This window comes from Cellulosimicrobium sp. Marseille-Q4280 (genome assembly GCF_943181405.1).
In the GTDB taxonomy this organism is placed as follows: Bacteria; Actinomycetota; Actinomycetes; order Actinomycetales; family Cellulomonadaceae; genus Cellulosimicrobium.
The window spans coordinates 161,793-185,397 of record NZ_CALPBY010000007.1 but is presented as its reverse complement, the minus strand read 5'-3'; the positions used below and the strand labels follow the sequence as shown (position 1 = coordinate 185,397).

Sequence of the window (23,605 nt, the reverse complement as noted above, 5' to 3'; positions counted from 1 at the left end):
CGAAAGCGCGACTCACGCGCTCGAGGTACGACGGCCGGTCCTCGCCGCGACGGCGTGGCGTCTCCGCGCGTGCCTCACGTTCGACAGTGCCCGACGGCGCGGTGTCGGCAGGTGCCCGGCGTCGCCCGGCGCCGCCGCATGGCGAGGTGCCTGCAGCGCTCAGATGCGGCGGCACGAACCGTCCAGGCTCGGTGCGAGCCGGCGCCCGCACGCGGGGCACGGGCGAGGCCCTGACATTCCCGCTGGGCGAGGCCTTCCCGACGACGCCAGTCCGAGACTGTCGAGGCGTTGGACAACCCCGACGCCCTGACAGACGCCACGGCGTCGCGAGCTCGCAGCCGGCCCGACATGAGCCACGAGCGACGGGCCGTTCACGCCCGGCGAGTGGGCGTCGGTGGGTGAGTTCCCCACCTACCTCGGCTTCACGTTCACGGTCACGAAGGGCACGACCACGACGTGGACGTCGTTCAGCTCCACGCAGATCACGAGCGCCCGCGTCGCCGGTGACGAGGTGTACGACTCGGAGCAGGGCTACGGCGGGGCGCCCGACGCGCCGGTGCTGCCCGGACAGTCGATCACGTGGAAGCAGGGGTTCGGCGTCAACGACCCGGCAGACCTCACGATGAACGTGTCCGTCGACTTCGACCACGTCGACGTCGTCTACACGACGGTCCAGGACGCGTGGACCTTCTAGTCCACGTCGACGGCGCGAACGGGCTGCCCCTCGGAGGCCACGGCGCCCTCGTCGGAACCCCGCTCGCTCGCGACCCGGCGCAACGCTCCCAGGACCGCGGCGGTGGCCGCGGTCGGCGGTGCTCCGCGCCGCACGGCGGCGTAGACCTGGCGTGTCCGGGGTGCCGTCAGGGGTCGCACCGCGACGTCGTACCGGCGGTCGACGGCGAGCCCGGGCAGGAGCGCGACGGAGAGCCCGGCCTCGACGTGCGCGAGCAGGAGCTCGTAGCTCGGGAGGCGGGCAACGACGCGGGGCTCGAACCCCGCGTCGCGGCAGGCGCCGTCCAGGAGCGTCGACAGGTAGGTCCCGGCCAGGTCCGCCGCCCAGCGCGCGTCGGCGAGGCCCGCGAGGTCCACCGGACCGGACGAGGCCGGCGGCGGCGCGTCGGCAACGCCGTGCGACGGCGCGCCGGCGGCGCCGTCCCTCGACGTCGCAGCCGGGGTCACGAGCACGACCGGGTCCTCGAGCAGCGGCACGGTCGCGACGTCAGGACCGGCGAGCGGCGCGCCGTCGAGCAGGTCGGCCGTGACGGCCAGGTCGACGTCTGCGCGCCGCAGTGCCGGACCGCTCTCCCGCGGGTCGAGCTCGACGACGTCGACCTCGACGCGAGGGTGCTCGGTCGCGAGCCGGAGCGTCAGGGGGATCACGAGCTCACGCACCGCGCTGGAGAACGCGGCGACGCGGACGACCCCGGCCGGCTGCCCGTCGGGGTGCGCGAGCTCCGCCTCCGCGAGCGCCATCTGGTCGAGGATGACCCGCGCGTGCCGGGCGAGGGCGCGGCCCGCGGGGGTGAGCCGCACGCGCCGCCCGGTCCGTTCGAGGAGACGAGCACCGGTCTCCGCCTCGAGCGCGGCGAGCTGTGCCGAGACCGCGGAAGGGCTGAGGTGCAGGGAGGCGCCGACGGCGCGCACGGTGCCGAGGCCGTCGAGCCGGGCCAGGACCTGCAGCCGGGCGGCGTTGAGCACGGGCTCCTCCGGGGTCGGCGGGCGTGGGGCGGCGCCCTACGGCGTTGTGCGGTGCTGTGCGGTTCCTCCGCACAGACTGTACGAGAACTCGTGCTGTACGCGCACAACGCTCGTCCCTAGGCTCGGCACATGACCGCCGCCCCGTCCTCCGCCACCGTCCCCGCCGAGGACGCCGCCCGGTTCTGGGCCGACGCCGACCGTCACCTCGTGCGCTACGGCGGTCCGTTCACGCCCGAGATCGTCGAGAGCGCGTCGGGCAGCTACGTCACGACGGCTGAGGGACGGCGCATCCTCGACTTCACGTCGGGTCAGATGAGCGCGATCCTCGGGCACGGCCACCCCGCCGTCGTCGAGACGGTGCGGCGGCAGATCGGCACGCTCGACCATCTCTTCAGCGGGATGCTCTCGCGACCGGTCGTCGACCTCGCGCGACGTCTGGCGGGCACGCTCCCCGACCCGCTGGAGAGGGTCCTGCTCCTCACGACGGGTGCGGAGTCGAACGAGGCCGCGATCCGGATGGCGAAGCTCGTCACGGGCGGGCACGAGATCGTCTCCCTCGCGGGGTCGTGGCACGGGATGACGCACGCCGCGGCTGCGGCGACCAACAGTGCGGGGCGACGAGGCTACGGCCCGACGGCACCCGGCAACGTCGTGATCCCGGCGCCGAACGCCTACCGTCCCGACCACCTCACGCCCGACGGCGGGCACGACTGGCGTCGTCAGCTCGACCTCGCGTTCGACCTCGTCGACGTGCAGTCGACGGGGAGCCTCGCGGCGTGCATCGTCGAGCCGATCCTCAGCTCGGGCGGGATCGTCGAGCTCCCGCAGGGCTACCTCGCGGCGCTGCGGGACAAGTGCCACGAGCGCGGGATGCTGCTGATCCTCGACGAGGCGCAGACCGCGCTGTGCCGCACCGGCTCCTGGTACGCGTTCGAGGGACGGCCCGGCGAGGAGCCGGTGGTCCCCGACATCCTCACGCTCTCGAAGACGCTCGGGGCGGGGCTTCCGCTCGCCGCGGTGGTCACGAGCGCGGAGATCGAGGAGCGTGCGCACGAGCGCGGCTTCCTGTTCTTCACGACCCACGTGTCCGACCCCCTGGTCGCCGCGGTGGGCAGCACCGTGCTCGACGTCCTCGAGGCCGAGCAGCTCGACGCCCGCGTGCGCGTCCTCGGCGACCGCCTGCGTACCGGGCTCCTCGCGCTGCAGTCCCGGCACGAGGTCGTCGGCGACGTCCGCGGTCGCGGGCTGCTGCAAGGCATCGAGCTCGTGCTCGACCGCGGGACGAAGGAGGGCGCCGACGCGCTCGGCGCTCTCGTGACCCGCCGCGCCCTCGAGCGCGGCCTGCACATGAACGTGGTGCAGCTCCGCGGCATGGGCGGTGTCTTCCGCATCGCCCCGCCGCTGACGATCGCCGACGACGAGCTCGACCTCGGCCTGCAGCTCCTCGACGAGGCCCTTGCGGAAGCGACGCGCGAGCTCCTGGGGTAGCGGTGACACCCGGTGTAACACCGTCTCAGCATGCGCAACGGCCCTTCCACGGACCGGACACGCCGCCTAGCCTGACGAGCGGAGAGCCGCGCGGCCTGTCGCGCGCACACCCCGGCACGCCAGCCCCTGGAGGACACCATGCCCGCACCGCTCGACACCACCGAGAAGATCACGCAGTACGCCCACCCCGACCGTCTCGTCAGCACCGACTGGCTCGCGGAGCACCTCGGCCAGCCGGGCGTCGTCGTCGTCGAGTCCGACGAGGACGTGCTGCTCTACGAGACCGGTCACATCCCCGGCGCCGTGAAGATCGACTGGCACACGGACCTCAACGACCCGGACACGCGCGACTACATCGACGGCAAGGGCTTCGCCCAGCTGCTCGGCTCGAAGGGCATCGGCCGCGACACGACGATCGTCGTCTACGGCGACAAGAACAACTGGTGGGCCGCGTACGCCGCGTGGGTGTTCACGCTGTTCGGCCACGAGGACGTGCGCCTGCTCGACGGCGGCCGCGGCAAGTGGATCGCCGAGGGCCGCGAGACGACGACCGACGTGCCGGCGCCCGACGCCGTCGAGTACCCGGTCGTCGAGCGCGACGACGTGACGATCCGCGCCTTCAAGGAGGACGTCCTCGCGCACATCGGCAACGGCCCGCTCGTCGACATCCGCTCCCCGCAGGAGTTCACGGGCGAGCGCCTGCACATCCCGGACTACCCGGAGGAGGGCGTGCTGCGCGGCGGCCACATCCCGACGGCGCGCAACGTCCCGTGGGCGACCGCGGTCGCCGAGGACGGCACGTACAAGTCGCGCGCCGAGCTCGAGGCGATCTACCAGGAGGGCGGCCTCGGCCTCGCGGCGGACGACGAGGTCGTCACGTACTGCCGCATCGGCGAGCGCTCGAGCCACACCTGGTTCGCGCTGACCTACCTGCTGGGCTTCGACAAGGTCCGCAACTACGACGGCTCGTGGACCGAGTGGGGCAACGCGGTGCGCGTGCCCATCGTCAAGGGCGACCAGCCGGGCGAGGCGCCCGCGTCGCTCAACTGACCGGACGCCTGTGCCCGACGGCGCGTGGCCGGGTCTCCCTGGACGGGGACCGGGCCACGCGCCGTCGTCGTTCCGCACGCTGGGACCGCAGTGCCACCAGCCGCGCGACGGTGCGAGGATCGGAACCATGAGCGCTCCTACCCCTGACGCCGCACTCCCCGCGACCCTCGCGGAGATCCGCGAGGACTTCCTCGCGCTCCCCGAGCGCGAGCGCCTGCAGCTCCTGCTCGAGTTCGCGAACGAGCTGCCGGACCTGCCGGAGCGCTACGCGAGCGCCCCCGGCATGCTCGAACGGATCGAGGAGTGCCAGTCCCCCGTCCGGGCCTTCGCCGAGGTGGACGGCGACGGCGTCGTGCACTTCTACGCGACGGCTCCGGCCGAGGCGCCGACGACGCGCGGGTTCGCGTCGATCCTCGCGCAGGGCCTGTCGGGCCTGACCGTGCAGGAGGTCCTCGACGTCCCGGACGACTTCCCGATGTCGATCGGGCTCACGCGGGCCGTGAGCCCGCTGCGCATCGGCGGGATGAACGGCATGCTCACGCGTGCCAAGCGCCAGGTGCGCGAGCAGGTCAGCGCGCGCGGCTGAGCGCTCCGCGCGTCCGAACCGCGCGTGATACAGCGTCGCAACCCGCCCGGGCCGACGCCGTCGACCTCGCAGGAACGGCTCGACATCGATATCGATCAGAATTCGACATCGTTATCGCACAAATAGTTCGCCCGTTGCGCAGAATGCCTCTTGTCGATAGTTCAGCCGATTGACATTATCGGGGCGTCCGACTCGCTCGATCACAAAGGTGTCGATCGCATGTCTCCTGTCCGGCGTCTGCTCTCCCTGACCACGGCCATCTCGCTCGTGGCCGTCGGCGCGCTCCTCGCGCCCCCGGCGTCCGCCGCGGAGGATCCCCCACCACCACCCGCCGTCGAGGAGGAGAGCGGGCGCGTGCTCGTCTTCTCGAAGACGGCGGCCTTCCGGCACGGCTCGATCCCGCAGGGCATCGCGGCCGTCCAGGCCATCGGCGACCAGCACGGCCTCGTCGTGGACACGACCGAGGACGCGGCGGCCTTCACGCCCGAGAACCTCGCGACGTACGACGCGGTGGTCTTCATGTCCACGACCGGCGACGTCCTCGACGACGGCCAGCAGGCCGCGTTCGAGGACTACATCCGCGGGGGCGGCGGCTACGTCGGCGTCCACGCGGCGAGCGACACCGAGTACACCTGGCCCTGGTACGGCGAGCTCGTCGGCGCCTACTTCAGCGGCCACCCGGCGGTGCAGGAGGCCGGGATCCACGTCGAGGACCGCACGCACCCGTCGACGTCCCACCTCCCCCAGCGCTGGGAGCGGACGGACGAGTGGTACAACTTCGGCGAGAACCCGCGCGGTGACGTCCACGTCCTCATGACGCTCGACGAGACCTCGTACCAGGGCGGCGGGATGGGTGCCGACCACCCCATCGCGTGGTGCCAGTACCACGAGGGCGGGCGGTCCTGGTACACCGGGCTCGGCCACACGCCCGAGAGCTTCGTCGAGCCGGCCTTCGTCGAGCACCTCACCGGGGGCGTCCTCTGGGCGACCGGCGCGGCGTCGGACGACTGCGGCGGCACGGTCGACGCCAACTACCAGAAGGTCGTCCTCGACGACGAGGTCGCGAGCCCCATGGGCCTCCAGGTCGCCGACGACGGGCGCGTGCTCTACATCGAGCGCGCCGGCCAGGTCCGCGTCATCGACCCCGACACCTCGACGACGTCCACGGTCGGCCGCCTCCAGGTCCACACCGCGCAGGAGAACGGCCTGCTGGGCATCGAGCTCGACCCCGACTTCGCCGAGAACGGCTGGGTCTACCTCTTCTACACGCCGCACGGCGACCTCGTCGACGAGCCCCACCAGCGCCTCTCGCGTTTCACTCTCGAGGGCGACACGCTCGATCTCGCGAGCGAGCAGATCCTCCTCCAGATCCCGCACCAGCGCGTGGAGTGCTGCCACTCCGGGGGCTACCTCGACTTCGACGCCGAGGGCGACCTCTGGGTCTCCGTCGGGGACGACACGTCGCCCGGCGGCGCCCCGGGCGGCTACGCGCCGATCGACGAGCGCCCGGGCAGCGAGGCGTTCGACGCCCAGCGCTCGTCGGGCAACACGAACGACCTGCGCGGCAAGCTGCTGCAGATCACCCCGACCGACGACGGCTCCTACACGGTCCCGGAGGGCAACCTCGTCGACACGGAGTGGGCCGCGGGCCAGGACACGAGCAAGATCCGGCCCGAGATCTTCGCCATGGGGCTGCGCAACCCGTTCCGCTTCGCCGTCGACCAGACCACCGGAGCGGTCTACCTCGGTGACTACGGCCCCGACGCGAGCGTCGCGGACCAGCGCGGCATCGACGGTCGCGTCGAGTGGAACGTCATCACCGAGCCCGGCAACTACGGCTGGCCCTACTGCCACGGCGGTGGCGCGTACGTCGACTTCGACTACGCGACGAACCAGCCCGGCGCCGAGTTCGACTGCTCCGGCCCGGTGAACGACTCCCCCAACAACACCGGCGTCACCACCCTGCCCCCGGTCATCGAGCCGCTGACCTCCTACGGCCGCTCGCTGCGTGACCCCGACGTCGGCACCGGCGGCGCGCCGATGGGCGGCCCGGCGTACACGTTCGACGAGGAGCTCGAGTCCGACCGCAAGTGGCCGCGCTCGATGGCGGACAAGCCCTTCTTCTACGAGTGGGGTCAGAACCGCCTCTACCAGCTCCACCTCGACGAGGACGGCGCGAAGGCCGACATCACGCGGGTCCTGGCCTCGATGCAGCTCACGCGGCCGCACGCGATGGTCTTCGGCGAGCACGACGGCGCGATGTATCTCATCGAGTGGGGCTCGGGCTTCGGCGGGAACAACCCCGACGCCCAGGTCGTGCGCATCGACTACACCGGCGGCAACGACCGGCCGCTCGCGAAGGTGTCCGCGACCCCGCGGTCGGGCGGCGTCCCGCTCGTCGTGGAGTTCTCCAGCGCCGGCACGGCGCACCCGCAGGGCGGCGACCTGACGTACGCGTGGGACTTCGGTGACGGCGGCACGTCGACGGAGCCGAACCCCACGCACACCTACACCGCCGAGGGCGACTACACCGCCGTCCTGACGGTGTCCGACGTCCAGGGACGGACGGGGACCGCGAACGCGACGATCTCGGTCGGCAACACCGAGCCCGAGGTCGAGATCCTGTGGCCCGCGAACGGCACGGTCTTCACCTACGGGGACACGGTCGACTTCGAGGTGTCCGTGACCGACGCGGAGCAGGGCTCCACGGCCGCGGGCGACATCGACTGCGCGGACGTCACGGTCGAGCTCATCCTCGGCCACGACGACCACGGTCACCCGATGAAGGAGGCGACCGGCTGCACCGGCTCGTTCGTCCTCGAGCCCGACAGCGGCCACACGGACACCGACCGCATCACGTACGCGATCGAGGCCCGGTACACCGACGACGGCTCCCCCGCGGGCGTCGTCGCGCCGCTCACCGGCCGCGACGTCGTCGCGATGCAGCCGTCACGCAAGCAGGCCGAGCACTACACCCTCGGGACCGAGGTCCGTGCCGAGGCGACGGCCGACCCGCTCGGCGGGGACCTCAACGTCGGCTTCATCCGCAACAACAGCGCGATGACGTACGAGGACTTCAACTTCGCCAACGTCGACGCCCTGCGCTTCCGGGTCGCGTCGCCGAACGACACGAGCCGGATCGAGATCCGGAAGGACACGGCCGACGGCGAGCTCCTCGGGACCGCCGCCGTGCCGCGCACCGGTGGCTTCCAGGCCTGGGACTGGGTCGAGGCGGCCGTCGACGACCCGGGGGACACGTTCGACCTCGTCCTGCTGTTCCGCGGCGCCGACGGGTACCTGCTCAACCTCAACTGGTTCGACGTCGTGGGCGACGGCGCCGCGGGCGGTCCGCCGCTCGTCGTGCCGACGCCGACCGCCGAGCTCTCGCCGGCCGAGCCGGAGGAGAGCGGCTGGTACCACGACGCGGTCAGCCTGTCGCTCACCGCCGAGGAGGACGACGCCATCGAGTACCAGGTGGGCCCCACCGGTGCGTGGACGCCCTACACGGCTCCCGTGCCGTTCACCGAGGACGGCCGCTACGAGGTCGCCTTCCGGGCGGTGCGGGGCGAGAGCACGTCCAACCGGGGCAGCGTCGTGGTCCAGGTCGACGGCACGGCGCCGACGACGACCGCCGACCTCACCGCCCTGACCGCCCTGACCGCCCTGACCGAGGGTGACACCTTCACGGGCGACGTCTCGGTCGTGCTGGAGGCGACGGACGCCACGTCCGGCGTCGACGCGACGACGGTGCGGGTCGACGGTGGCGACGAGGTCGCCTACGACGGCGCGTTCACGGTGAGCGGGGACGGCGACCACAGCGTCGAGTTCCGCACCTCCGACGCCGCCGGCAACGTCGAGCCGTGGGAGACTGTCCGGTTCGAGAGCCCGAGCGGGCAGCGCCCGGAGATCTCGCTGAGCGACCCGCCGCTCGGGGGCGTCGTCCCGTTCGGCAAGGCCGTGCGGTACGAGGCCGCGGTCGCGGACCCGTCCGCCGACTGCGCCGACGTCCGGGCCCGGCTCGTCGTCACGCGCGGCGACCAGGTCTGGCGCGGCGAGCCGACCGACGGCTGCACTGGCCTCGTCACGATGGAGCGCCCGGCGGACGCCGGCCCGACGGACCGCCTGCGCTACGAGCTCGAGGTCCTGTACGCCCGCGGCGGTCACGACGGCGAGGTCCGCAACCTCGCGCAGGCGCGCGCGACCGTGAGGCTGCAGCCGGCGCTGATCGAGGCGGAGCACGCCGACTCGACGGTCCGGACCGAGCCGACCGGCGACTCGATCGGCGGCGGTCTCAACGTCGGCTGGCTGCGTGACAACGCCACGATCAGCTACGAGGACGTCAACCTCGCGGGGATCTCGACGATCCGCTTCCGGATGGCGTCGAGCAGCATCGGCGGCACGCTCGAGCTGCGCGCGGGGACGGCGAGCGGGGCGCTGATCGGCTCGGTCCCGATCACGAACACGGGCGGCGGCCAGTCGTACCAGTGGTTCGAGGTGCCGGTGACCGACCCGGGCGGCCCGAACACGCTCGTCCTGGTGTTCCGGGCGACGGGCACGCACTACATCGCCAACGTCAACCTGTTCGAGCTCGTCGGGGACGGCGTCTCCACCGAGCCGGCCCCCGAGGAGCTCGCGATCTCGACCGTGGTCGAGCCGCGCTGCCTCGCGGGCAAGGTCTACGTGGCGGTGCGGGCGACGAACGACGACACCGTCCCGGCGGACATCACCCTCACGACGCCGTTCGGGACCCGCACGGTCGCCGACGTCGCGCCGGGCAAGAGCGCCTACCAGGCGTTCGCCACCCGGTCGGCCTCGGTCCCGGCAGGGACGGCGCAGGTGAGCGCGGAGGGCGAGGGTCGCACGTTCGCGGCCGACGTCGAGCACGCGGCGGTGTCCTGCGGGTGACGTCACCGTCCTGAGGTGAGGCCCGGGAGGCGGCCGTCCGACGTCGCCTCCCGGGCCTCACCCGCGCGCCCACTCAGTCGCGCAGGGCGAGGCGCCGGGCCAGCACCGCGCACACCACGAGCTGCAGCTGGTGGAAGACGATCACCGGGACGGCGACCACGCCCGCCACGGCGACCGGGAAGAGCACGCTGGCCATCGGCAGGCCGGTCGCGAGCGACTTCTTCGAGCCGCACATGAGCAGCGCGACGCGGTCCTCGGTCGACAGCCGCAGGGCCGCCCCGCCCCACCACGTGATGGCGAGCATCGCCGCGAGGAGCAGCGCGCTCACGCCGAGCAGCGCGACGATCGCCCACCCCGACACGCTGGACCACACGCCCGCCGACGTCGCCGCCGCGACCGCGCCGAACACGACGACGAGGATCGTGCCCCGGTCCACGCCGAGCGTGAGCCAGCGCCGCGCGCGGATCCAGTCGCCGACCCACGGCTGCAGGAGCTGGCCGACGACGAACGGGACGAGGAGCTGCAGGAGAACCGTCCGCAGACCGCCCAGCCCGCCGAGCGCACCGTCGTCGGCACCGCCGGACGCGCCGGCCGTGGCGCCCGACGCGTCGGAGAGCAGCCACAGCACGAGCAGCGGGGTGACGACCATCCCGAGCACGTTCGACACCGTCGCGCCGCAGATCGCGCCCGCGACGTTGCCGCGGGCCACGGACGTGAACGCGACCGAGGACTGGACCGTGGACGGCAGGAGCGCGAGGAAGAGCACGCCGACGGCGAGCCCCTCCCCGACCACCGGTGCGACGGCCCACGCGACGAGGAGGCCGAGCAGCGGGAAGACCACGTACGTCGAGGCGAGGATCCCGCCCTGCAGCCGCCAGTTCCGCAGCCCTGCCCAGACCTCCCGGGTCGAGAGCCGCATGCCGTAGACGAGGAACAGGACCGTGACCGCGACGTCGGCGACGACGTCCACGACGCGCTGCGCGTCCGGGCCCACCGGCACGACGAGACCGAGGACGAGGACGACCAGCAGCGTCACGACGAACGGGTCGACCCACCGGCTCAGGACTGCGCGCACGAGGGTCGAGTCTAGGGCGCGACCCGCGGGGCCCCGGTCAGAAGTCGAAGAGGTCCCCGAGCCACGACTCCTTCTTCTTGCGCTTGGCGTAGCGCGGGTCGTAGCGGTCACCCTCGTAGCGACGGTCGCCGTCGTACCGGCGGTCGCCGTCGTACCGGCGGTCCCGGTCGTCGTAGCGGCGCTCGTCCCGGTAGCGGTCGTCGCGGCGGTCGTCGTAGCCCCGCGGTGACCCGTAGTCGGCCGGCTGCGCGGCCGGGTACGCCGTGGGTCCGGGCGGCACGGGTGCAGGGGCTGGAGCAGCGGTCGCCGCCGGCCCCGCGGCCTCGGCCGCGATCTCGCCCTCGACGGAACGGTCGATGATCTTGTCGAGCTCACCACGGTCGAGCCACACGCCACGGCACGTCGGGCAGTAGTCGATCTCGACGCCCTTGCGCTCGGTCATCACGAGCACGGTCTGGTCGGTCGGGCACAGCATGCGGGTCCTCCTGGTATGACCGGGACGTATGGCCGGGACGTGTGGCCGGGATGCTGCGGAGTCCAACGCCGGCCGGCCCGGGATGGTTCCCGCGCGCCTCACGTCGCGTCGTCGGGCACGAGGTGCTCGCGCAGCTCCTCGACGCGGTGGCGCTCGTCGTCGAGCGACGCGAGCGCCTCCGCGACGCGGGGCAGGAAGTCCGCACCCGCGAGGAACCACTCGACCCCTTCGAGGAACCGTGCGGCGGCGACGTCGTCGTGCAGTGCGAGCGCCAGGTCCGCGCGGAGCACGAGCGCGCGGAAGCGCACCCGCTCGGAGACGGTGCGCGTGCGGACCCCCTCGGCCGCGAACGCCTCGTCCAGGACGCGCGCCGCCCCGACCGCGTCCCCCGCGCCGCGCAGGATCCGCGCGTGCTCGACGGCGCGCGCCAGGTCGGGCGGTTCCGCGGCACGACGGCGCGGCAGCCCGGGAAGGGGTGCCTCACCAGCCACGCCGCACCTCCGAGCCTCGACAGCCCGACCACCCTAGACCGGGTGGTTCCTGCCGGCAGCCCGAACGCGTGGGGCCGGCCCGGGACGACGTCCCGGACCGGCCCGACGGTGGACGCGAGGTCAGCGCTGGACGCGCGCGCTGCCGCCCGAGGCGAGCTTGCGGACCTCGGCGAGCGACGCCGTCGACGTGTCGCCGGGCGTGGTCATCGCGAGCGCGCCGTGCGCGGCGCCGTACTCGACGGCCTCCGCGATCGACCCGAGCTCCATGAGTCCGTACGCGAGGCCGGACGCGAACGAGTCGCCGCCGCCGACGCGGTCGAGGATCTCGAGGCCCGGGCGGTGCGTCGCCTCGGCGAAGCCCTGCACGCGGGACCACGCGATGGCGCCCCAGTCGTTGACGGTCGCGGTCTTCACGCCGCGCAGCGTCGTCGCGATGACCTGGAAGTTCGGGTACTCCTCGGCAGCGCGGCCGATCATCGCTCGGAACGCCCCCGTGTCGAGGTCGGTGAGGTTCTCGTCGACGCCCTCGACCTCGAAGCCGAGCGACGCCGTGAAGTCCTCCTCGTTCCCGATCATCACGTCGACGTAGCGCGCGAGGCGACGGTTGACCTCCTGCGCGCGCTCGACGCCGCCGATCCCCTGCCACAGCGACGGGCGGTAGTTGAGGTCGTAGGACACGATCGTGCCGTGGCGGCGTGCGGCGGCCATCGCGGCCTCGGCGACGTCGGCGCTCGACTCCGACAGCGCGGCGAAGATGCCGCCCGTGTGGAACCAGCGCACGCCGCGCCCGAACAGCGCGTCCCAGTCGACGTCGTCGGGCCGGAGCTGGGCGATCGCGGTGTTGCCGCGGTCGGAGACGCCGACCGCGCCGCGCACGCCGAAGCCGCGCTCGGTGAAGTTCAGGCCGTTGCGCACCGTGCGGCCGATGCCGTCGTAGGACCGCCACACGACGTTGCACGTGTCGAGCCCGCCCGTGAGCATGAGGTCCTCGACGAGGCGGCCGACCTCGTTGTCCGCGAGCGCCGTGACGACGGCGCCGCGCAGGCCGAAGCAGCGGCGCAGGCCGCGCGCGACGTTGTACTCGCCGCCGCCCTCCCACGCGTCGAAGCTGCGGGCGGTCTTGATGCGGCGCTCGCCCGGGTCGAGGCGCAGCATGACCTCGCCGAGCGCGACGACGTCGTAGGCGCACTCGTCGGCGGGGCGGAGCGTGAGCGGCGCGGTGGCGGCAGAGGTCCCGGTGTCGGTCCCGTTGGGGGTGGTGCTCACGGTCAGGCTCCTTCGGTGACGGTGCTGAGCGACGCGGCGAGCTCGACGGCCTCGCGCGTACGACGGGTGATCTCGGTCCAGTCGCCCGCGCGGACGAGCGAGCGGTCGACCATCCACGACCCGCCGGCGGCGAGCACCGACGGCAGGGAGAGGTAGTCGAGGAGGTTGGCGGCGCTGACGCCGCCCGTGGGGACGAACCGCACGCCGGGGAACGGTGCCGAGAACGCCTTGACGGCGGCGGGTCCGCCGACGACGTTCGCCGGGAACAGCTTCACGGCCGTCAGGCCGAGGTCCAGTGCGGCGATGATGTCCGACGGCGTCGCGACCCCGGGCAGGATCGGCACGCCGTGCTCCTGGGCGCGGCGCACGACGTCGGCGGACAGCCCGGGCGACACGAGGAACCGGGCGCCGGCCCGGACGGCCTCGTCGACCTGGGCGGCCGTGATCACGGTGCCGGCGCCCACGAGCACCTCGGGCACCTCGCGCGCGATCGCCTCGATCGCCGACGCGGCGCCGGCGGTGCGGAACGTGACCTCGGCGACCGGCAGGCCGCCGTCGCGCAGGGCGGCGGCGACGCCCAGGCCGTCGCGCGCGTCGTCGACCACGACGACGGGGACGACGCGCGCCCGCTCGATCTGCTCCAGGACGCTGGTGTCGGCTGACATCCTCACTCCGTTTCGCTATGGTGAACGCCTGTTGTTCACTGCGGAACGCACTCTAGAGGAAGGCACCACGATGACGGAAGCCGGGCCCGCGGCGTCGGGCACCGCGGCGAGCCCGCTCGGGAGCGTCGACAAGGCGCTCGCCGCGCTCGAGGCGCTCGCAGCCGCCGGCCCCTCGGGCCTCGCGCTGGGCACGCTCGCGCTCGGGCTCGGGCTCAACAAGACCTCGCTGCACCGCACGCTCGCCGCCCTGCGCCACCGTGGCTACGCCGAGCAGGACGAGTCGACGGGCAGCTACCGGCTCGGCCCTGCGGCGACCGCGCTCGCGACCGTCTACCTCGGGGAGGAGAACCTGCCCGCGCTCCTGCACCCCGCGCTGGTCGCGGTGTGCCAGTCCACGGACGAGCTGGTGCACCTCGGGACGCTCGCCGGGACCGAGATCGTCTACCTCGACAAGGTCGAGCCCGCCCGCGCCGTCCGGGTGTGGTCTGCCGTCGGCCGGCGTCGACCCGCGGCCACGACCGCCCTGGGACGCGCGCTCCTCGCGTACCGCACGCTCGACGACGACCGCCTCGCCTGGTACGCCGCGGCCGCTCCCGACGGCCAGGTCACGACCGCGGACCTGCGGTCCCTCTGCGAGCGCACGCGCGAGCACGGCTTCGCGCGCGAGGACGAGGAGAACGAGCCGGGGATCAGCTGCGTCGCGGTCCCCGTGCTCGACGCGGGACGCCCCGTCGCCGCGATCAGCGTGACCGCGCCGTCCGAGCGCCTCGGGGTGCGGCGGCGCCGAGAGATCGAGGACGTGCTGGCTCGCGTGCTCCCTCCGCTGCTCCCTCCGCCGCTCACCGTGCCGCTCGGCCTGCACGACGCCGCGAGCCGCGACGGGCAGCGGGGCGAGCGCCGGACGGCAGCCACGCCCGGCGTGTGAGAGAGTTCAACCGCAGTCCGATCGGCAGCACGGAAAGGCCCGGCGATGACCGTCCTCGTGGCGTACAACGACTCCCCGCAGGGCGAGGCCGCCCTGCACGCCGCGATCGCCGAGGCCGAGCGACGCGGCGCGCCGCTCGCGGTCCTCGTCCTCACCCCGCAGGACCCGGAGGCCGGGGTCCCCGCGGGCCTCGCGCACCAGCTCGACGCGCTGCCCGCCGGCATCGAGCGACCGGAGGTGACCTACCGGTCCGAGCACGTCGACCCGGCCGACGCGATCGTCGAGGAGGCCGAGCGGACGCACCCCGAGCTCGTCGTCATCGGTGCCCGCAAGCGCTCGCCCGTCGGCAAGTTCCTCCTCGGCAGCACGACGCAGCGCGTGCTCCTCGACTCCCCCGCCCCCGTCCTGGTGATCAAGGCCCGGCACTGACGCCGGCTCAGCGGTCGGCGCGCACCTCGACGAAGTTCCGCCACGGGTCCTCGAAGCGCAGGACCGCGCCGTCGTCCTCGGTCGCGACCGCCGCCCGCGCGAGCCGCTCGCGCAGCGCGCCGACGTCGTCCGCACCGGGCACCGTGATCGACACCTTGCCGAGCCCGAGCGAGGACGCGCGCGGTCCTGCCCCACGGCTGTTCCACGTGTTCATCGCCATGTGGTGGTGGTACCCGCCGGCCGAGACGAACAGCGCCCCCGGGACGTTCGCGGTCTCCTCGAAGCCGAGCGCGTCGACGTAGAAGGACCGCGCGGTCGGCACGTCGCCCACCTGCAGGTGCACGTGCCCCACCACCGCTCCGCCTGCGCCGCCCGCTCCGCCGGTCCCGGGCGACCGCTCGCCCGCCTCCGCACGAGGCCCCGACAGCAGCTCCCGGGACGCGTCGCTGAGGTGGTCGGCCAGGAACGCGTTCGGGTCCAGGTGGATCGTGTCCATCCGCACACCGTTCTCGTCCCAGCCCCAGGCGTCGCGCGGGCGGTCGGCGTAGAGCTCGACGCCGTTGCCCTCGGGGTCCGTGAAGTAGAACGCCTGGGACACGAGGTGGTCCGCGCTGCCGACGAACGTGCTCGGCGCGGTCGTCGCGACGGAGGCGAGCGCGTGCGCGAGGCCCGGTTCGTCGTCGAACAGGACGGCGGTGTGGAACAGACCCGCCTCACGGCGGCCCGGCACCGGCAGGCCGGGAGTGCGGTGCAGCACGACGAGCGGCGTCGCCCCCCGGCCGAGCACGACGGTCTCGGCGAGCCGGGCGCCGTCGGGCAGGGCGAGCGTGTCCGGGGTGGGGAGCACCGCGAGGGAGAGCGCGTCGCGGTAGTAGCGCGTCATGAGGTCGAGGTCGCGCACGTGGAGGGTGACCGCGTCCATGCGGGTGGCGGCCGCGAGCAGGTCGACGACGGGCCGCGGGGCGCCCGGGCGGGCGAGTCGCTGGACGGTGGGGCCGGGGTCGGCCTGCGAGGTCATGGGTCCCTCCGGGAGGATCGGCGCGCCACGGGCGCGGCTGTTAGTTGTTTCTTCAACTATTTAACCACAGCCGGGCGCGCCGCCGCGGTCAGGCCGTGACGACGTCGTCGACAGCAGCACGCAAGCCGTCGACGAGCGGCGTCGTCGGGCGGCCCAGGAGTCCTGCGAGGTCGCCCGTGGCGTCGCCGAGCAGCCCGTCGCGGATGTTGCCGTCGAGCGCGACGACGAAGCCCGCGGTCCCCTCGTCCAGCCCGGCGCCCGCGAGGATCGCGAGGTGCTCCTCCGGCGTGACGCCCCGGAACGCGACCGGACGGCCCACGACGTCGGCGGCGGCCGCGGCGAGCTCGTCGAAGGACCACGCCACGTCGCCCGTGAGCTCGTAGACGGCGCCGTCGTGCGCGCCGTCCTGCTGCGCGGCGAGCGCGACGACGGCCGCGGCCTCCGCGTAGTCGGCCCGGCTCGCGCTCGCGACCCGCCCGGCGCCGGTGCTCGCGACGATCTCGCCCGTCTCCCGCGCGCGCAGGACGTCGGGCGCGTAGTTCTCGGTGTACCAGTTGTTGCGCAGGACCGTGGTCGACAGCCCCGAGGCCGCGAGGAGCTCCTCGGTCGCCTTGTGCTCGGGCGCGAGGACGAGTGCCGACGTCGTGGCGTGCGGCGCGCTGGTGTAGATTACGCGCGACACGCCGGCGGCCCGGGCCGCGTCGACGACGTTCCCGTGCTGCTCGACCCGGCGTCCCACCTCGGAGCCCGACACGAGGACGAGGACGTCGACACCGGCGAGCGCGGCGGCCAACGTCTCCGGGCGGCCGTAGTCGGCCTCGCGCACGACCACGCCGCGGTCCGCGAGGTCGACGACCGCGCCCGTGGTGCGGGCGAGCGCGACGACGTCGGCCGCAGCCGCGCCCCGGGCGAGCAGGGACTCGACGACGAGACGGCCGAGGTGGCCGCTGGTTCCGGTGACGGCGATGGTCATGAGAGGGCTCCTTCGAGAGCAGGGCGGGTCGTGCGACCGTCCGGCGACGGTTCGCAGGCGCCTCGCAGCGCCTCCCGACGAGGATGCACTGACTTTTCGACAGTGCCAACCGAAAGAGCGTGCGACGTATCTCACAGTGTGCTACCGGGAGGAGCCGCCTATCCTGGCTGCGTGACGGACGTGACGGAACTCAGCGCGCGCGACGCCGGCCCGACCGACGAGATGGTCGCCGACGTGTTCCAGCGCGGCTGCACCTCCCGGCACGTGCTGGAGTCGGTGACCGGCCGCTGGGGCGTCCTCACGGTCGCCGGCCTGCGCGACGGCGCCGTGCGCTTCAACGCGCTGCGTCGCCGGATCGACGGCGTGAGCGAGAAGATGCTCGCCCAGACGCTGCAGGGGCTCGAGCGGGACGGCATCGTCGTGCGCGAGGTGCGCGCGACCATCCCCCCGCACGTCGAGTACTCGCTCACGGAGCTCGGTGTCCGCGTGGCCGACAGACTCTCCGCCCTCATCGACGTGCTCGAGGGCGCCGTCGGCGAGGTGTCCGCGTCGCAGCGCGCGTACGACGCCCGCCGCGACGGCGCGTGACCTCCACCGCTCCGGACCTCTCGCCGCGCGCCCGGCCGACCGTCGGCGTGCTGCTCGCGGCGGGCGCCGGGACGCGGCTCGGGCGGGGACCCAAGGCGCTGCTCCCCCACCACGGCCGCCCGCTGGTCGAGCACGTCGCCGGGGTGCTCGCGGAGGGCGGGTGCGACGTCGTCGTGGTCGTCCTCGGAGCGGGCGCGGACCGGGTGCGCGCCGAGGCCGCGCTCGACCGTCCCGCCGTGCGCGTGGTCGTCAACGACGACTGGGAGTCCGGCATGGCGTCCTCGCTGCGCCGGGGCGTCGCCACGGCGCTCGCCGACGACGCCGCTCGCGTCGTCGTCGCGCACGTGGACCAGCCGGGCGTGCGGCCCGACGACGTCGCTCGGCTCCTCGCCGCGCACCGCCCCGGGCGCGTGGTCGCCTCGCGCTGGACGGGCGCCGTCGGGCAGGACGCCGCCGCGCTCTCCCACGGCGACGCGCGCGGGAACCCCCGCTGGGCGCACCCCCTCGTGCTCGACGCGTCGCTCGCCGCCCCGGCCGCCGCGAGCGCGCACGGCGACCACGGCGCCCGCGCCTTCCTGCGCGCGCACGCGGACCTGATCGACGTCGTCGACCACCCGGGCGACGGCCGCGACCTCGACACCGAGGCCGACCTCGACCTCCTGGCCTGAGCGCAGCGCACCCGACCCGCGATCATCCGGCCCGGACGCCCGCCGCCTTCATCCCGAGGTACACCCGGTCCCGCAGGAGCGGCAGCTCCGTGAACCGCACACCCGTCGCCGCGCGGATCGCGTTGGCGAGCGCGGGGGCGACGGGGTTGAACGGGCTCTCGCTCATGGACTTCGCGCCCATCGGCCCGATCGAGTCGCTCGTGCGCGCGAAGTAGACCTCGCTGCGCGGCACGTCCGCGAAGGTGGGCAGGTGGTACTGCCGAAAGATGTCGGTCGTGACCTTCCCGGTCTCGTCCACCACGACGTCCTCGTACAGCGCGGCACCGAGCGCCTGCGCGACACCGCCCTCGATCTGGCCGCGGCACTGGCGCGGGTTGACGACCTCGCCGGCGTCGGCGGCCTGGACGGACTGCAGGATCCGGATCTCTCCGGTTCCGTGGTGCACGGCGACGCGGAACCCGTGGACGTTGAACGCGACCGAGCGCGGCGTGCCGCCCCAGCGCCCTTCGGCGACGAGCTCGATCCCGGCCTCGGTCGCGGCCTGCGCCACGTCGGCGAGCGGGACGATCCTCCCGGCGCAGTCGACCGCGCCGGGGACGAGCCGGCAGTCGGCGGGATCCGGGACACCGCCGTCGGACAGGGCGCCGGGCAGGGCGGCCGCCACCTTGAGGACCGTCTCGGCGAGGTCCTGCGCGGCGGCGAGCGACGCCTTGCCCGCGACGACCGTGCCGGTCGACCCGAAGGCACCGGTGTCGTGCTCGACGAGGTCGGTGTCGGACTGGCGCACCACCACCGCCGACGCGTCCTGGCCCAGCGCCGACGCGACGAGCTGCGCGTGCACCGTCGTGGTGCCGTTGCCGAACTCGGCCGTGCCGACCTCGGCCTCCACGACGCCGTCGGCACGCAGCCGCACGCGCGCGTGGGAGAAGTGCCCGCGCGGCGGGACGGTGTCGATCATCGACAGGGCCGTGCCCTCGCCGACGCCCCACTCGGCGCCGAGCGCGCGGTCGTCGCGCTCGCGCCCGCGGCGCAGGGCGTCGTCGACGAGCTCGATGCACTGGTCGAGCCCGTAGCTGCCGTGGTGGACGTCCTCCTCGGGCGTCGGGTGCGTCGAGAGCATCGGCTCGCCCTCGAGGACGACGTTGCGACGCCGCATCTCGAGCGGGTCGAGGTCGAGCTGCCGCGCGAGCTCGTCCACCGCCGACTCGACCGCGAACACCATCTGCGAGAGCCCGTAGCCGCGGAACGCGCCCGCCGGGACGGTGTTCGTGTAGACGCTGTGGGCGTCGACCTTCTTGTTGTCGCACCGGTAGACCGCGAGCGACTCGCCGCACCCGTGGAACATGACGCCGGGGCCGTGGTTGCCGTACGCGCCCGTGTTGGTCAGCACGTCGAGGTGCAGCGCGGTGAGCGTCCCGTCCCGGCGCGCGCCGGCCCGCACCCGGACGCGGAACGGGTGCCGCGTCGTCGTGCCCACGAACTGCTCCGTGCGCGTGAGCTCGAGCTGCACCGGGCGCCCGAGGCGCAGCGTGGCGAGGGCCGTGACGTCCTCGGTCAGGACCTCCTGCTTGCCGCCGAACCCGCCGCCGACGCGCTCGCAGTAGACCCGGACCCGCTCGGGGTCGAGGTCGAGGACGCGCGCGAGATGGCGGCGCGCGAGGAACGGCACCTGGGTGGAGGACCGCACGACGAGGCGGCCGTCGTCGTCGAGCGACGCGACGGAGCAGTGCGTCTCGAGCGCGGCGTGCTGGACGCGCTGGGTGCGGTACGTGGCCTCGTGCACGACGTCGGCCTCCGCGAGCCCGCGCTCCACGTCACCGAGCTCGCTGTGCACCTCGGCGACGACGTTCGCCTCCGGGCGCGAGACGCGGGCCTGCGTCGCGTCGAGGTCCGGGTGGACGAGCGGCGCACCCGGCGCCATCGCCTCCTCGGGGTCGACGACGGCGGGCAGCACCTCGTACGTGACCCGCACCCTGCGCACACCCTCCTCGGCGGCGGCCACGGTCTCGGCGACGACGGCGGCGACGCGCTGCCCGACGAACCGCACGACGTCGTCGAGGATCCTCGTGTCGTCGGGGTCGTCGGTGAACAGCTCGTGCTGCGCGGTCGAGAACCGGGCCGCCGGGGCGTCCTCGTGCGTGAGCACGGCGACGACGCCCGGGACGGCGAGCGCCGCGGTCGTGTCGATCGCGAGGACGCGCGCGTGCGCGTGCGGCGAGCGCACGAGCTTCAGGTGCAGCAGCCCCGGGTAGGTGGCCGGGTCGACGTCGAGCGTGTACCGCACGGCCCCCGTGACCACGCCCCGCCCGGCAGGAGCCGGCACGTCCGTCCCGAACGCCGAGGGAGTACCCGGGTCACGCGAGGGAGTACCCGGGTCCGGGCGCGGGCCGTCGTGCGCGGGGTCGCAGGGTGCGGCGCCGGCCGGGTGCTCCCGCCCGCACGCGCCGCCGCCGAGCACGGCGTCGGCGATCGCCCGGTACCCCGTGCAGCGGCACAGGTTGCCCTTCAGGTTGCGCGGCAGGTCCTCGCGCTGGTCGTCGTCGAACGTCGCGGCGGTCATGATCATGCCCGCAGTGCAGAACCCGCACTGGAAGCCCTGCGCGTCGAGGAACTGCTGCTGCACCGGGTGCAGCTCCCCCTCGGGCACGCCGCTCGCCGCGGCGAGGCCGGCGATCGTCGTCACGTCGCGCCCGGCGGCGCGCCGCGCGGGGTAGACGCACGAGTGCACGGGGACGCCGTCGACGTGCACCGTGCACGCGCCGCAGTCGCCGCCGTCGCAGCCCTTCTTCACGCCGAGCGCGCCCTGCTCGCGCAGGAACGTGCGCAGGCACTGGCCCGCGCGCGGCTCGGTCGTCACCGTGCGGCCGTCGACGGTGACGCGCCCGGAGCGATCGGGCCGCGTGGCGTGGGTCGACGTCGCGGTCGACGTCGCGGTCGACGTCGCGGCCGGCGGCGAGGTCGGCGTGGTCGGGTCGCTCATCGGGGTCCTCCGTCCGTGCCGGCGCCGTCGAGGGGCGCGACGAGCTCGGCGCGGATCTCCTCGGCGAGCCGGTAGGTCATGTCTCGACGCCACGCGGGATGGCCGTGGACGTCGTCGTGCCAGATGCTCTCGCCACCCGCTGCCCCGTCGGCACCGTCGGCCGCCGCAGCATCGAGCGCGGCGGTCAGGTCCGCGGCCGAGGGGTGCGCCCCGGGAGGAAAGCGCAGCTGCACGGGGCGCCGCGTCGCGGCGGTCACGGTGAGCACGAGCTCGCCGGCGCCGTCGGGCCCCGTGCTGCCTTCCCCCGTCGGTGGGTCGACCCGGCCGATCAGCAGGACCCCGGAGCGCCCGAGGTTGGACAGAGAAAGGCGCCGGAAGGCCGTCCGCGAGCGCAGCGCACGGTCCGGGACGCGGATCGACCGGAGCAGCTCGCCCGGGGCGAGCGTGTTGCGCATGTCGCCCGTGACGAGCTCCGCGACGGGCTGCGCGCGGCGTGCGCCGCCCGGCCCCCAGACCTCCGCCACGCCGTCGAGCGCCGCGGTGAGCGAGATCATCGGACCCGCGGGGAGCGACGTGCAGACGTTGCCGCCGACCGTCGACGTGTTCCAGATCTTGAACGACGCGACGAAGGCGTCGCAGCACGGGCGGAACAGGTCGAGCGCGCTCCACCGGCCGCGCACCGGGACGGCGGCCGCCGAGCCCTCGAACGCGTAGAGCTCCGCGACAGTGCACGTCGCGGCGATCTCGAGCCCGTCCTCGGTCGCGGTGAGCGACGGCCAGCCCGCCGACGTGACGTCGAGCAGGCGCCGCAGCGTCTGGCTCCCGTAGGAGAACAGGACGGTCCCGCCCGCGAGCCACGCGTCGCCCTCGCGCCACTCGGCGGGGTCGGTGGTCGGGACGAGGTCGGTGACGGTGCTCAGGTCCATCAGGAGGCCTCCTCGGGTGCGGTGCGCCGCGGTGCGCCCGGTGGACCCGGGACAGGGCGTGGGTCGACGGCGTGCGGCGGGTCCGCGTGCGGCGGGTCCGCGTGCGGCGGGTCCGCGTGCAGCGGGCCCCGGCTCTGGCTCAGGGGCACGACGCCGGCCCGGCCGTGCCGTGCGGCGACGATCTCGGCCGTGACGGAGACGGCGACCTCGTCCGGCGTGACCGCGCCGAGGTCGAGACCGATGGGCGACCGCAGCCGGGCGAGCGCGGCGTCGGAGACACCCTCGGCCCGCAGCGCGCGCACGCGCTGCTCGTGCGACCGTCGGGAGCCCATGGCGCCGACGTAGGCGACCGGCAGGTCGAGCGCGAGCCGCAGGAGCGGCACGTCGAACTTCGCGTCGTGCGTGAGCACCGCGACGCCGGTGCGGTGGTCGAGACGTCCCGCACCCGCCTCGTCCGCGAGGTACCGGTCGGGCCACTCGACGACGACCTCGTCCGCCTCCGGGAACCGGCGGGGGTCGGCGAACACCTCGCGCGCGTCGACGAGCGTGACCCGGTAGCCGAGCAGGCGCACGCCGCGCACGAGCGCCGCGGCGAAGTCGTTCGCGCCGAACACGAGGAATCGCGGCGCCGGGAGGCGGGTCTCGACGAGCAGCGTCACGGGCTCGGCCGCGTCGTCGCAGGCAGGGACGCTCGTCCCCGCGAGGCGGCCGTCGTCCTCCGCGTCCGCATCCGGGTCCGCGCCCGGGACCACGCCCGTCTCCGGACCCGGGTCCGGGCCGGCGTGGGCGGCGCGCACCGTCGCGGTGCCCCCTGCGCGCAGCACCGCGACGACCTGCGCGGCGGCCGCGTCCACGGCACCGGCCCCGACGAGCCCGTGCAGCGCGGCGGCGACCGCCGGCCCGTCCGCTGCGCCTGCCGTGCCCGCCGTGCCCGCCGTGCCCGCGTCGAGCAGGACGGCGGTGGGCCGGCCACCGTCGATCCGCCGCACGAGGGCTGCGGGGCCGGCGTCGGCCGCGAGCGCCCGGAGCGCCCGCGCGGCGTCGTCGTCGGGGAAGACGGGCTGGACGTGCACGTCGAGGGTGCCGCCGCAGCTCAGCCCGACGGCGAACGCGTCGTCGTCGCTGTAGCCGAAGGTCTCGCGGTGGCAGGCACCGGCCGCGATGGCGTCGAGCGCGGCGGCGTGCACCGCGGCCTCGACGCAGCCGCCCGAGAGGCTGCCCACGACGGCGCCGTCGGCGCGCACGGCCATCGCCGTGCCGACGGGTCGCGGCACGGAGCCGGACGCCGCGACGACCGTCGCGACGGCGAAGGGGAGCTGCCCCGGGCCGAGCCACGGGGAGAGCCGGTCGACGATGTGGAGCATCGTGGTCTCGCTTCCGCCAGGGTGCCGGCACTGCC

At 74.2% G+C, this 23,605-nt stretch carries 20 protein-coding genes; 9 read left to right on the top strand and 11 right to left on the bottom strand.

Features of this window, described 5'->3' with window-relative positions:
- The first annotated feature begins 394 nt into the window (after nt 1-394).
- Nucleotides 395-694 (top strand): hypothetical protein, encoded by a 300-nt coding sequence (locus NFS20_RS18070; protein WP_251153195.1) that lies wholly within the window; start codon nt 395-397, stop codon nt 692-694.
- On the opposite strand, the gene NFS20_RS18065 is transcribed toward NFS20_RS18070, so the two are convergent.
- Nucleotides 691-1,698 (bottom strand): LysR family transcriptional regulator, encoded by a 1,008-nt coding sequence (locus NFS20_RS18065; protein ID WP_251153194.1) that lies wholly within the window; start codon nt 1,696-1,698, stop codon nt 691-693. The two genes, NFS20_RS18070 and NFS20_RS18065, sit on opposite strands and share 4 nt — an antisense overlap.
- A 129-nt stretch (nt 1,699-1,827) precedes the next feature.
- Here NFS20_RS18065 and NFS20_RS18060 point away from each other — a divergent pair, with 129 nt between their 5' ends.
- From NFS20_RS18060 to NFS20_RS18045, 4 genes are all read left to right on the top strand, one after another.
- Nucleotides 1,828-3,186, top strand: coding sequence for an aspartate aminotransferase family protein (locus NFS20_RS18060; protein ID WP_251153193.1), 1,359 nt, complete (start codon nt 1,828-1,830; stop codon nt 3,184-3,186).
- Between the two features lie 138 nt (nt 3,187-3,324).
- Complete coding sequence (locus NFS20_RS18055) at nt 3,325-4,236, top strand: sulfurtransferase (RefSeq protein WP_251153192.1); 912 nt, start codon at nt 3,325-3,327, stop codon at nt 4,234-4,236.
- Between the two features lie 127 nt (nt 4,237-4,363).
- Nucleotides 4,364-4,822, top strand: a complete 459-nt coding sequence (locus NFS20_RS18050) for a SufE family protein (RefSeq protein ID WP_251153191.1) — start codon at nt 4,364-4,366, stop codon at nt 4,820-4,822.
- A 219-nt stretch (nt 4,823-5,041) separates the two neighbouring features.
- Complete coding sequence (locus tag NFS20_RS18045) at nt 5,042-9,727, top strand: ThuA domain-containing protein (protein WP_251153190.1); 4,686 nt, start codon at nt 5,042-5,044, stop codon at nt 9,725-9,727.
- A gap of 73 nt (nt 9,728-9,800) precedes the next feature.
- Here the strand turns inward: NFS20_RS18045 and NFS20_RS18040 are convergent, their stop codons facing one another.
- From NFS20_RS18040 to eda, 5 genes are all read right to left on the bottom strand, one after another.
- Nucleotides 9,801-10,802, bottom strand: coding sequence for a bile acid:sodium symporter family protein (locus tag NFS20_RS18040; RefSeq protein WP_251153189.1), 1,002 nt, complete (start codon nt 10,800-10,802; stop codon nt 9,801-9,803).
- A gap of 37 nt (nt 10,803-10,839) precedes the next feature.
- On the bottom strand, nt 10,840-11,277 hold the full coding sequence (locus NFS20_RS18035) for a TFIIB-type zinc ribbon-containing protein (RefSeq protein WP_251153188.1): 438 nt from the start codon (nt 11,275-11,277) through the stop codon (nt 10,840-10,842).
- Nucleotides 11,278-11,375: 98 nt separating this feature from the next.
- Complete coding sequence (locus NFS20_RS18030) at nt 11,376-11,768, bottom strand: DUF8817 family protein (RefSeq protein WP_251153187.1); 393 nt, start codon at nt 11,766-11,768, stop codon at nt 11,376-11,378.
- A 120-nt stretch (nt 11,769-11,888) separates the two neighbouring features.
- The gene (locus NFS20_RS18025; protein WP_251153186.1) at nt 11,889-13,034 is read right to left on the bottom strand and encodes a sugar kinase; all 1,146 of its coding nucleotides are present in this window, start codon (nt 13,032-13,034) and stop codon (nt 11,889-11,891) included.
- Between the two features lie 2 nt (nt 13,035-13,036).
- Nucleotides 13,037-13,699, bottom strand: coding sequence for a bifunctional 4-hydroxy-2-oxoglutarate aldolase/2-dehydro-3-deoxy-phosphogluconate aldolase (gene eda / locus NFS20_RS18020; protein WP_251153185.1), 663 nt, complete (start codon nt 13,697-13,699; stop codon nt 13,037-13,039).
- A 70-nt stretch (nt 13,700-13,769) separates the two neighbouring features.
- Here eda and NFS20_RS18015 point away from each other — a divergent pair, with 70 nt between their 5' ends.
- Together NFS20_RS18015 and NFS20_RS18010 are read left to right on the top strand one after the other, a co-directional pair.
- A complete protein-coding gene (locus tag NFS20_RS18015) occupies nt 13,770-14,624 on the top strand; it encodes an IclR family transcriptional regulator (RefSeq protein WP_251153184.1) in 855 nt (284 codons plus the stop codon).
- 45 nt (nt 14,625-14,669) lie between these two features.
- Entirely contained in the window at nt 14,670-15,053 is a 384-nt protein-coding gene (locus tag NFS20_RS18010) for a universal stress protein (protein ID WP_251153183.1), read from the top strand.
- A gap of 7 nt (nt 15,054-15,060) precedes the next feature.
- Here the strand turns inward: NFS20_RS18010 and NFS20_RS18005 are convergent, their stop codons facing one another.
- The gene (locus NFS20_RS18005) at nt 15,061-16,071 is read right to left on the bottom strand and encodes a VOC family protein (RefSeq protein ID WP_502800833.1); all 1,011 of its coding nucleotides are present in this window, start codon (nt 16,069-16,071) and stop codon (nt 15,061-15,063) included.
- A gap of 88 nt (nt 16,072-16,159) precedes the next feature.
- Nucleotides 16,160-17,044 (bottom strand): NAD(P)H-binding protein, encoded by an 885-nt coding sequence (locus tag NFS20_RS18000; protein WP_251153182.1) that lies wholly within the window; start codon nt 17,042-17,044, stop codon nt 16,160-16,162.
- A gap of 171 nt (nt 17,045-17,215) precedes the next feature.
- On the opposite strand from NFS20_RS18000, the gene NFS20_RS17995 reads away from it, so the two are divergent.
- Together NFS20_RS17995 and NFS20_RS17990 are read left to right on the top strand one after the other, a co-directional pair.
- Complete coding sequence (locus NFS20_RS17995) at nt 17,216-17,632, top strand: winged helix-turn-helix transcriptional regulator (protein ID WP_251153181.1); 417 nt, start codon at nt 17,216-17,218, stop codon at nt 17,630-17,632.
- On the top strand, nt 17,629-18,300 hold the full coding sequence (locus NFS20_RS17990) for a nucleotidyltransferase family protein (RefSeq protein WP_251153180.1): 672 nt from the start codon (nt 17,629-17,631) through the stop codon (nt 18,298-18,300). The genes NFS20_RS17995 and NFS20_RS17990 overlap by 4 nt, the downstream gene beginning before the upstream one ends.
- Before the next feature lie 22 nt (nt 18,301-18,322).
- Here the strand turns inward: NFS20_RS17990 and NFS20_RS17985 are convergent, their stop codons facing one another.
- From NFS20_RS17985 to NFS20_RS17975, 3 genes are read right to left on the bottom strand one after another with little or no spacing between them, the layout of a single operon-like run.
- Nucleotides 18,323-21,280, bottom strand: coding sequence for a molybdopterin-dependent oxidoreductase (locus NFS20_RS17985; protein ID WP_251153179.1), 2,958 nt, complete (start codon nt 21,278-21,280; stop codon nt 18,323-18,325).
- Nucleotides 21,277-22,206 (bottom strand): FAD binding domain-containing protein, encoded by a 930-nt coding sequence (locus NFS20_RS17980; protein ID WP_251153178.1) that lies wholly within the window; start codon nt 22,204-22,206, stop codon nt 21,277-21,279. The genes NFS20_RS17985 and NFS20_RS17980 overlap by 4 nt, the downstream gene beginning before the upstream one ends.
- Complete coding sequence (locus NFS20_RS17975; RefSeq protein ID WP_251153177.1) at nt 22,206-23,570, bottom strand: XdhC family protein; 1,365 nt, start codon at nt 23,568-23,570, stop codon at nt 22,206-22,208. Before NFS20_RS17975 ends, NFS20_RS17980 begins: the two co-directional genes overlap by 1 nt.
- Nucleotides 23,571-23,605: the final 35 nt, after the last annotated feature.

Coding starts and splice junctions, on each gene's coding strand:
- NFS20_RS18060 (WP_251153193.1), top strand. CDS start 1,828: ATGACCGCCGCCCCGTCCTCCGCCACCGTCCCCGCCGAGGACGCCGCC.
- NFS20_RS18055 (WP_251153192.1), top strand. CDS start 3,325: ATGCCCGCACCGCTCGACACCACCGAGAAGATCACGCAGTACGCCCAC.
- NFS20_RS18050 (WP_251153191.1), top strand. CDS start 4,364: ATGAGCGCTCCTACCCCTGACGCCGCACTCCCCGCGACCCTCGCGGAG.
- NFS20_RS18045 (WP_251153190.1), top strand. CDS start 5,042: ATGTCTCCTGTCCGGCGTCTGCTCTCCCTGACCACGGCCATCTCGCTC.
- NFS20_RS18035 (WP_251153188.1), bottom strand. CDS start 11,277: ATGCTGTGCCCGACCGACCAGACCGTGCTCGTGATGACCGAGCGCAAG.
- eda (WP_251153185.1), bottom strand. CDS start 13,699: ATGTCAGCCGACACCAGCGTCCTGGAGCAGATCGAGCGGGCGCGCGTC.
- NFS20_RS18015 (WP_251153184.1), top strand. CDS start 13,770: ATGACGGAAGCCGGGCCCGCGGCGTCGGGCACCGCGGCGAGCCCGCTC.
- NFS20_RS18010 (WP_251153183.1), top strand. CDS start 14,670: ATGACCGTCCTCGTGGCGTACAACGACTCCCCGCAGGGCGAGGCCGCC.
- NFS20_RS18005 (WP_502800833.1), bottom strand. CDS start 16,071: ATGACCTCGCAGGCCGACCCCGGCCCCACCGTCCAGCGACTCGCCCGC.
- NFS20_RS18000 (WP_251153182.1), bottom strand. CDS start 17,044: ATGACCATCGCCGTCACCGGAACCAGCGGCCACCTCGGCCGTCTCGTC.
- NFS20_RS17985 (WP_251153179.1), bottom strand. CDS start 21,280: ATGAGCGACCCGACCACGCCGACCTCGCCGCCGGCCGCGACGTCGACC.
- NFS20_RS17980 (WP_251153178.1), bottom strand. CDS start 22,206: ATGGACCTGAGCACCGTCACCGACCTCGTCCCGACCACCGACCCCGCC.
- NFS20_RS17975 (WP_251153177.1), bottom strand. CDS start 23,570: ATGCTCCACATCGTCGACCGGCTCTCCCCGTGGCTCGGCCCGGGGCAG.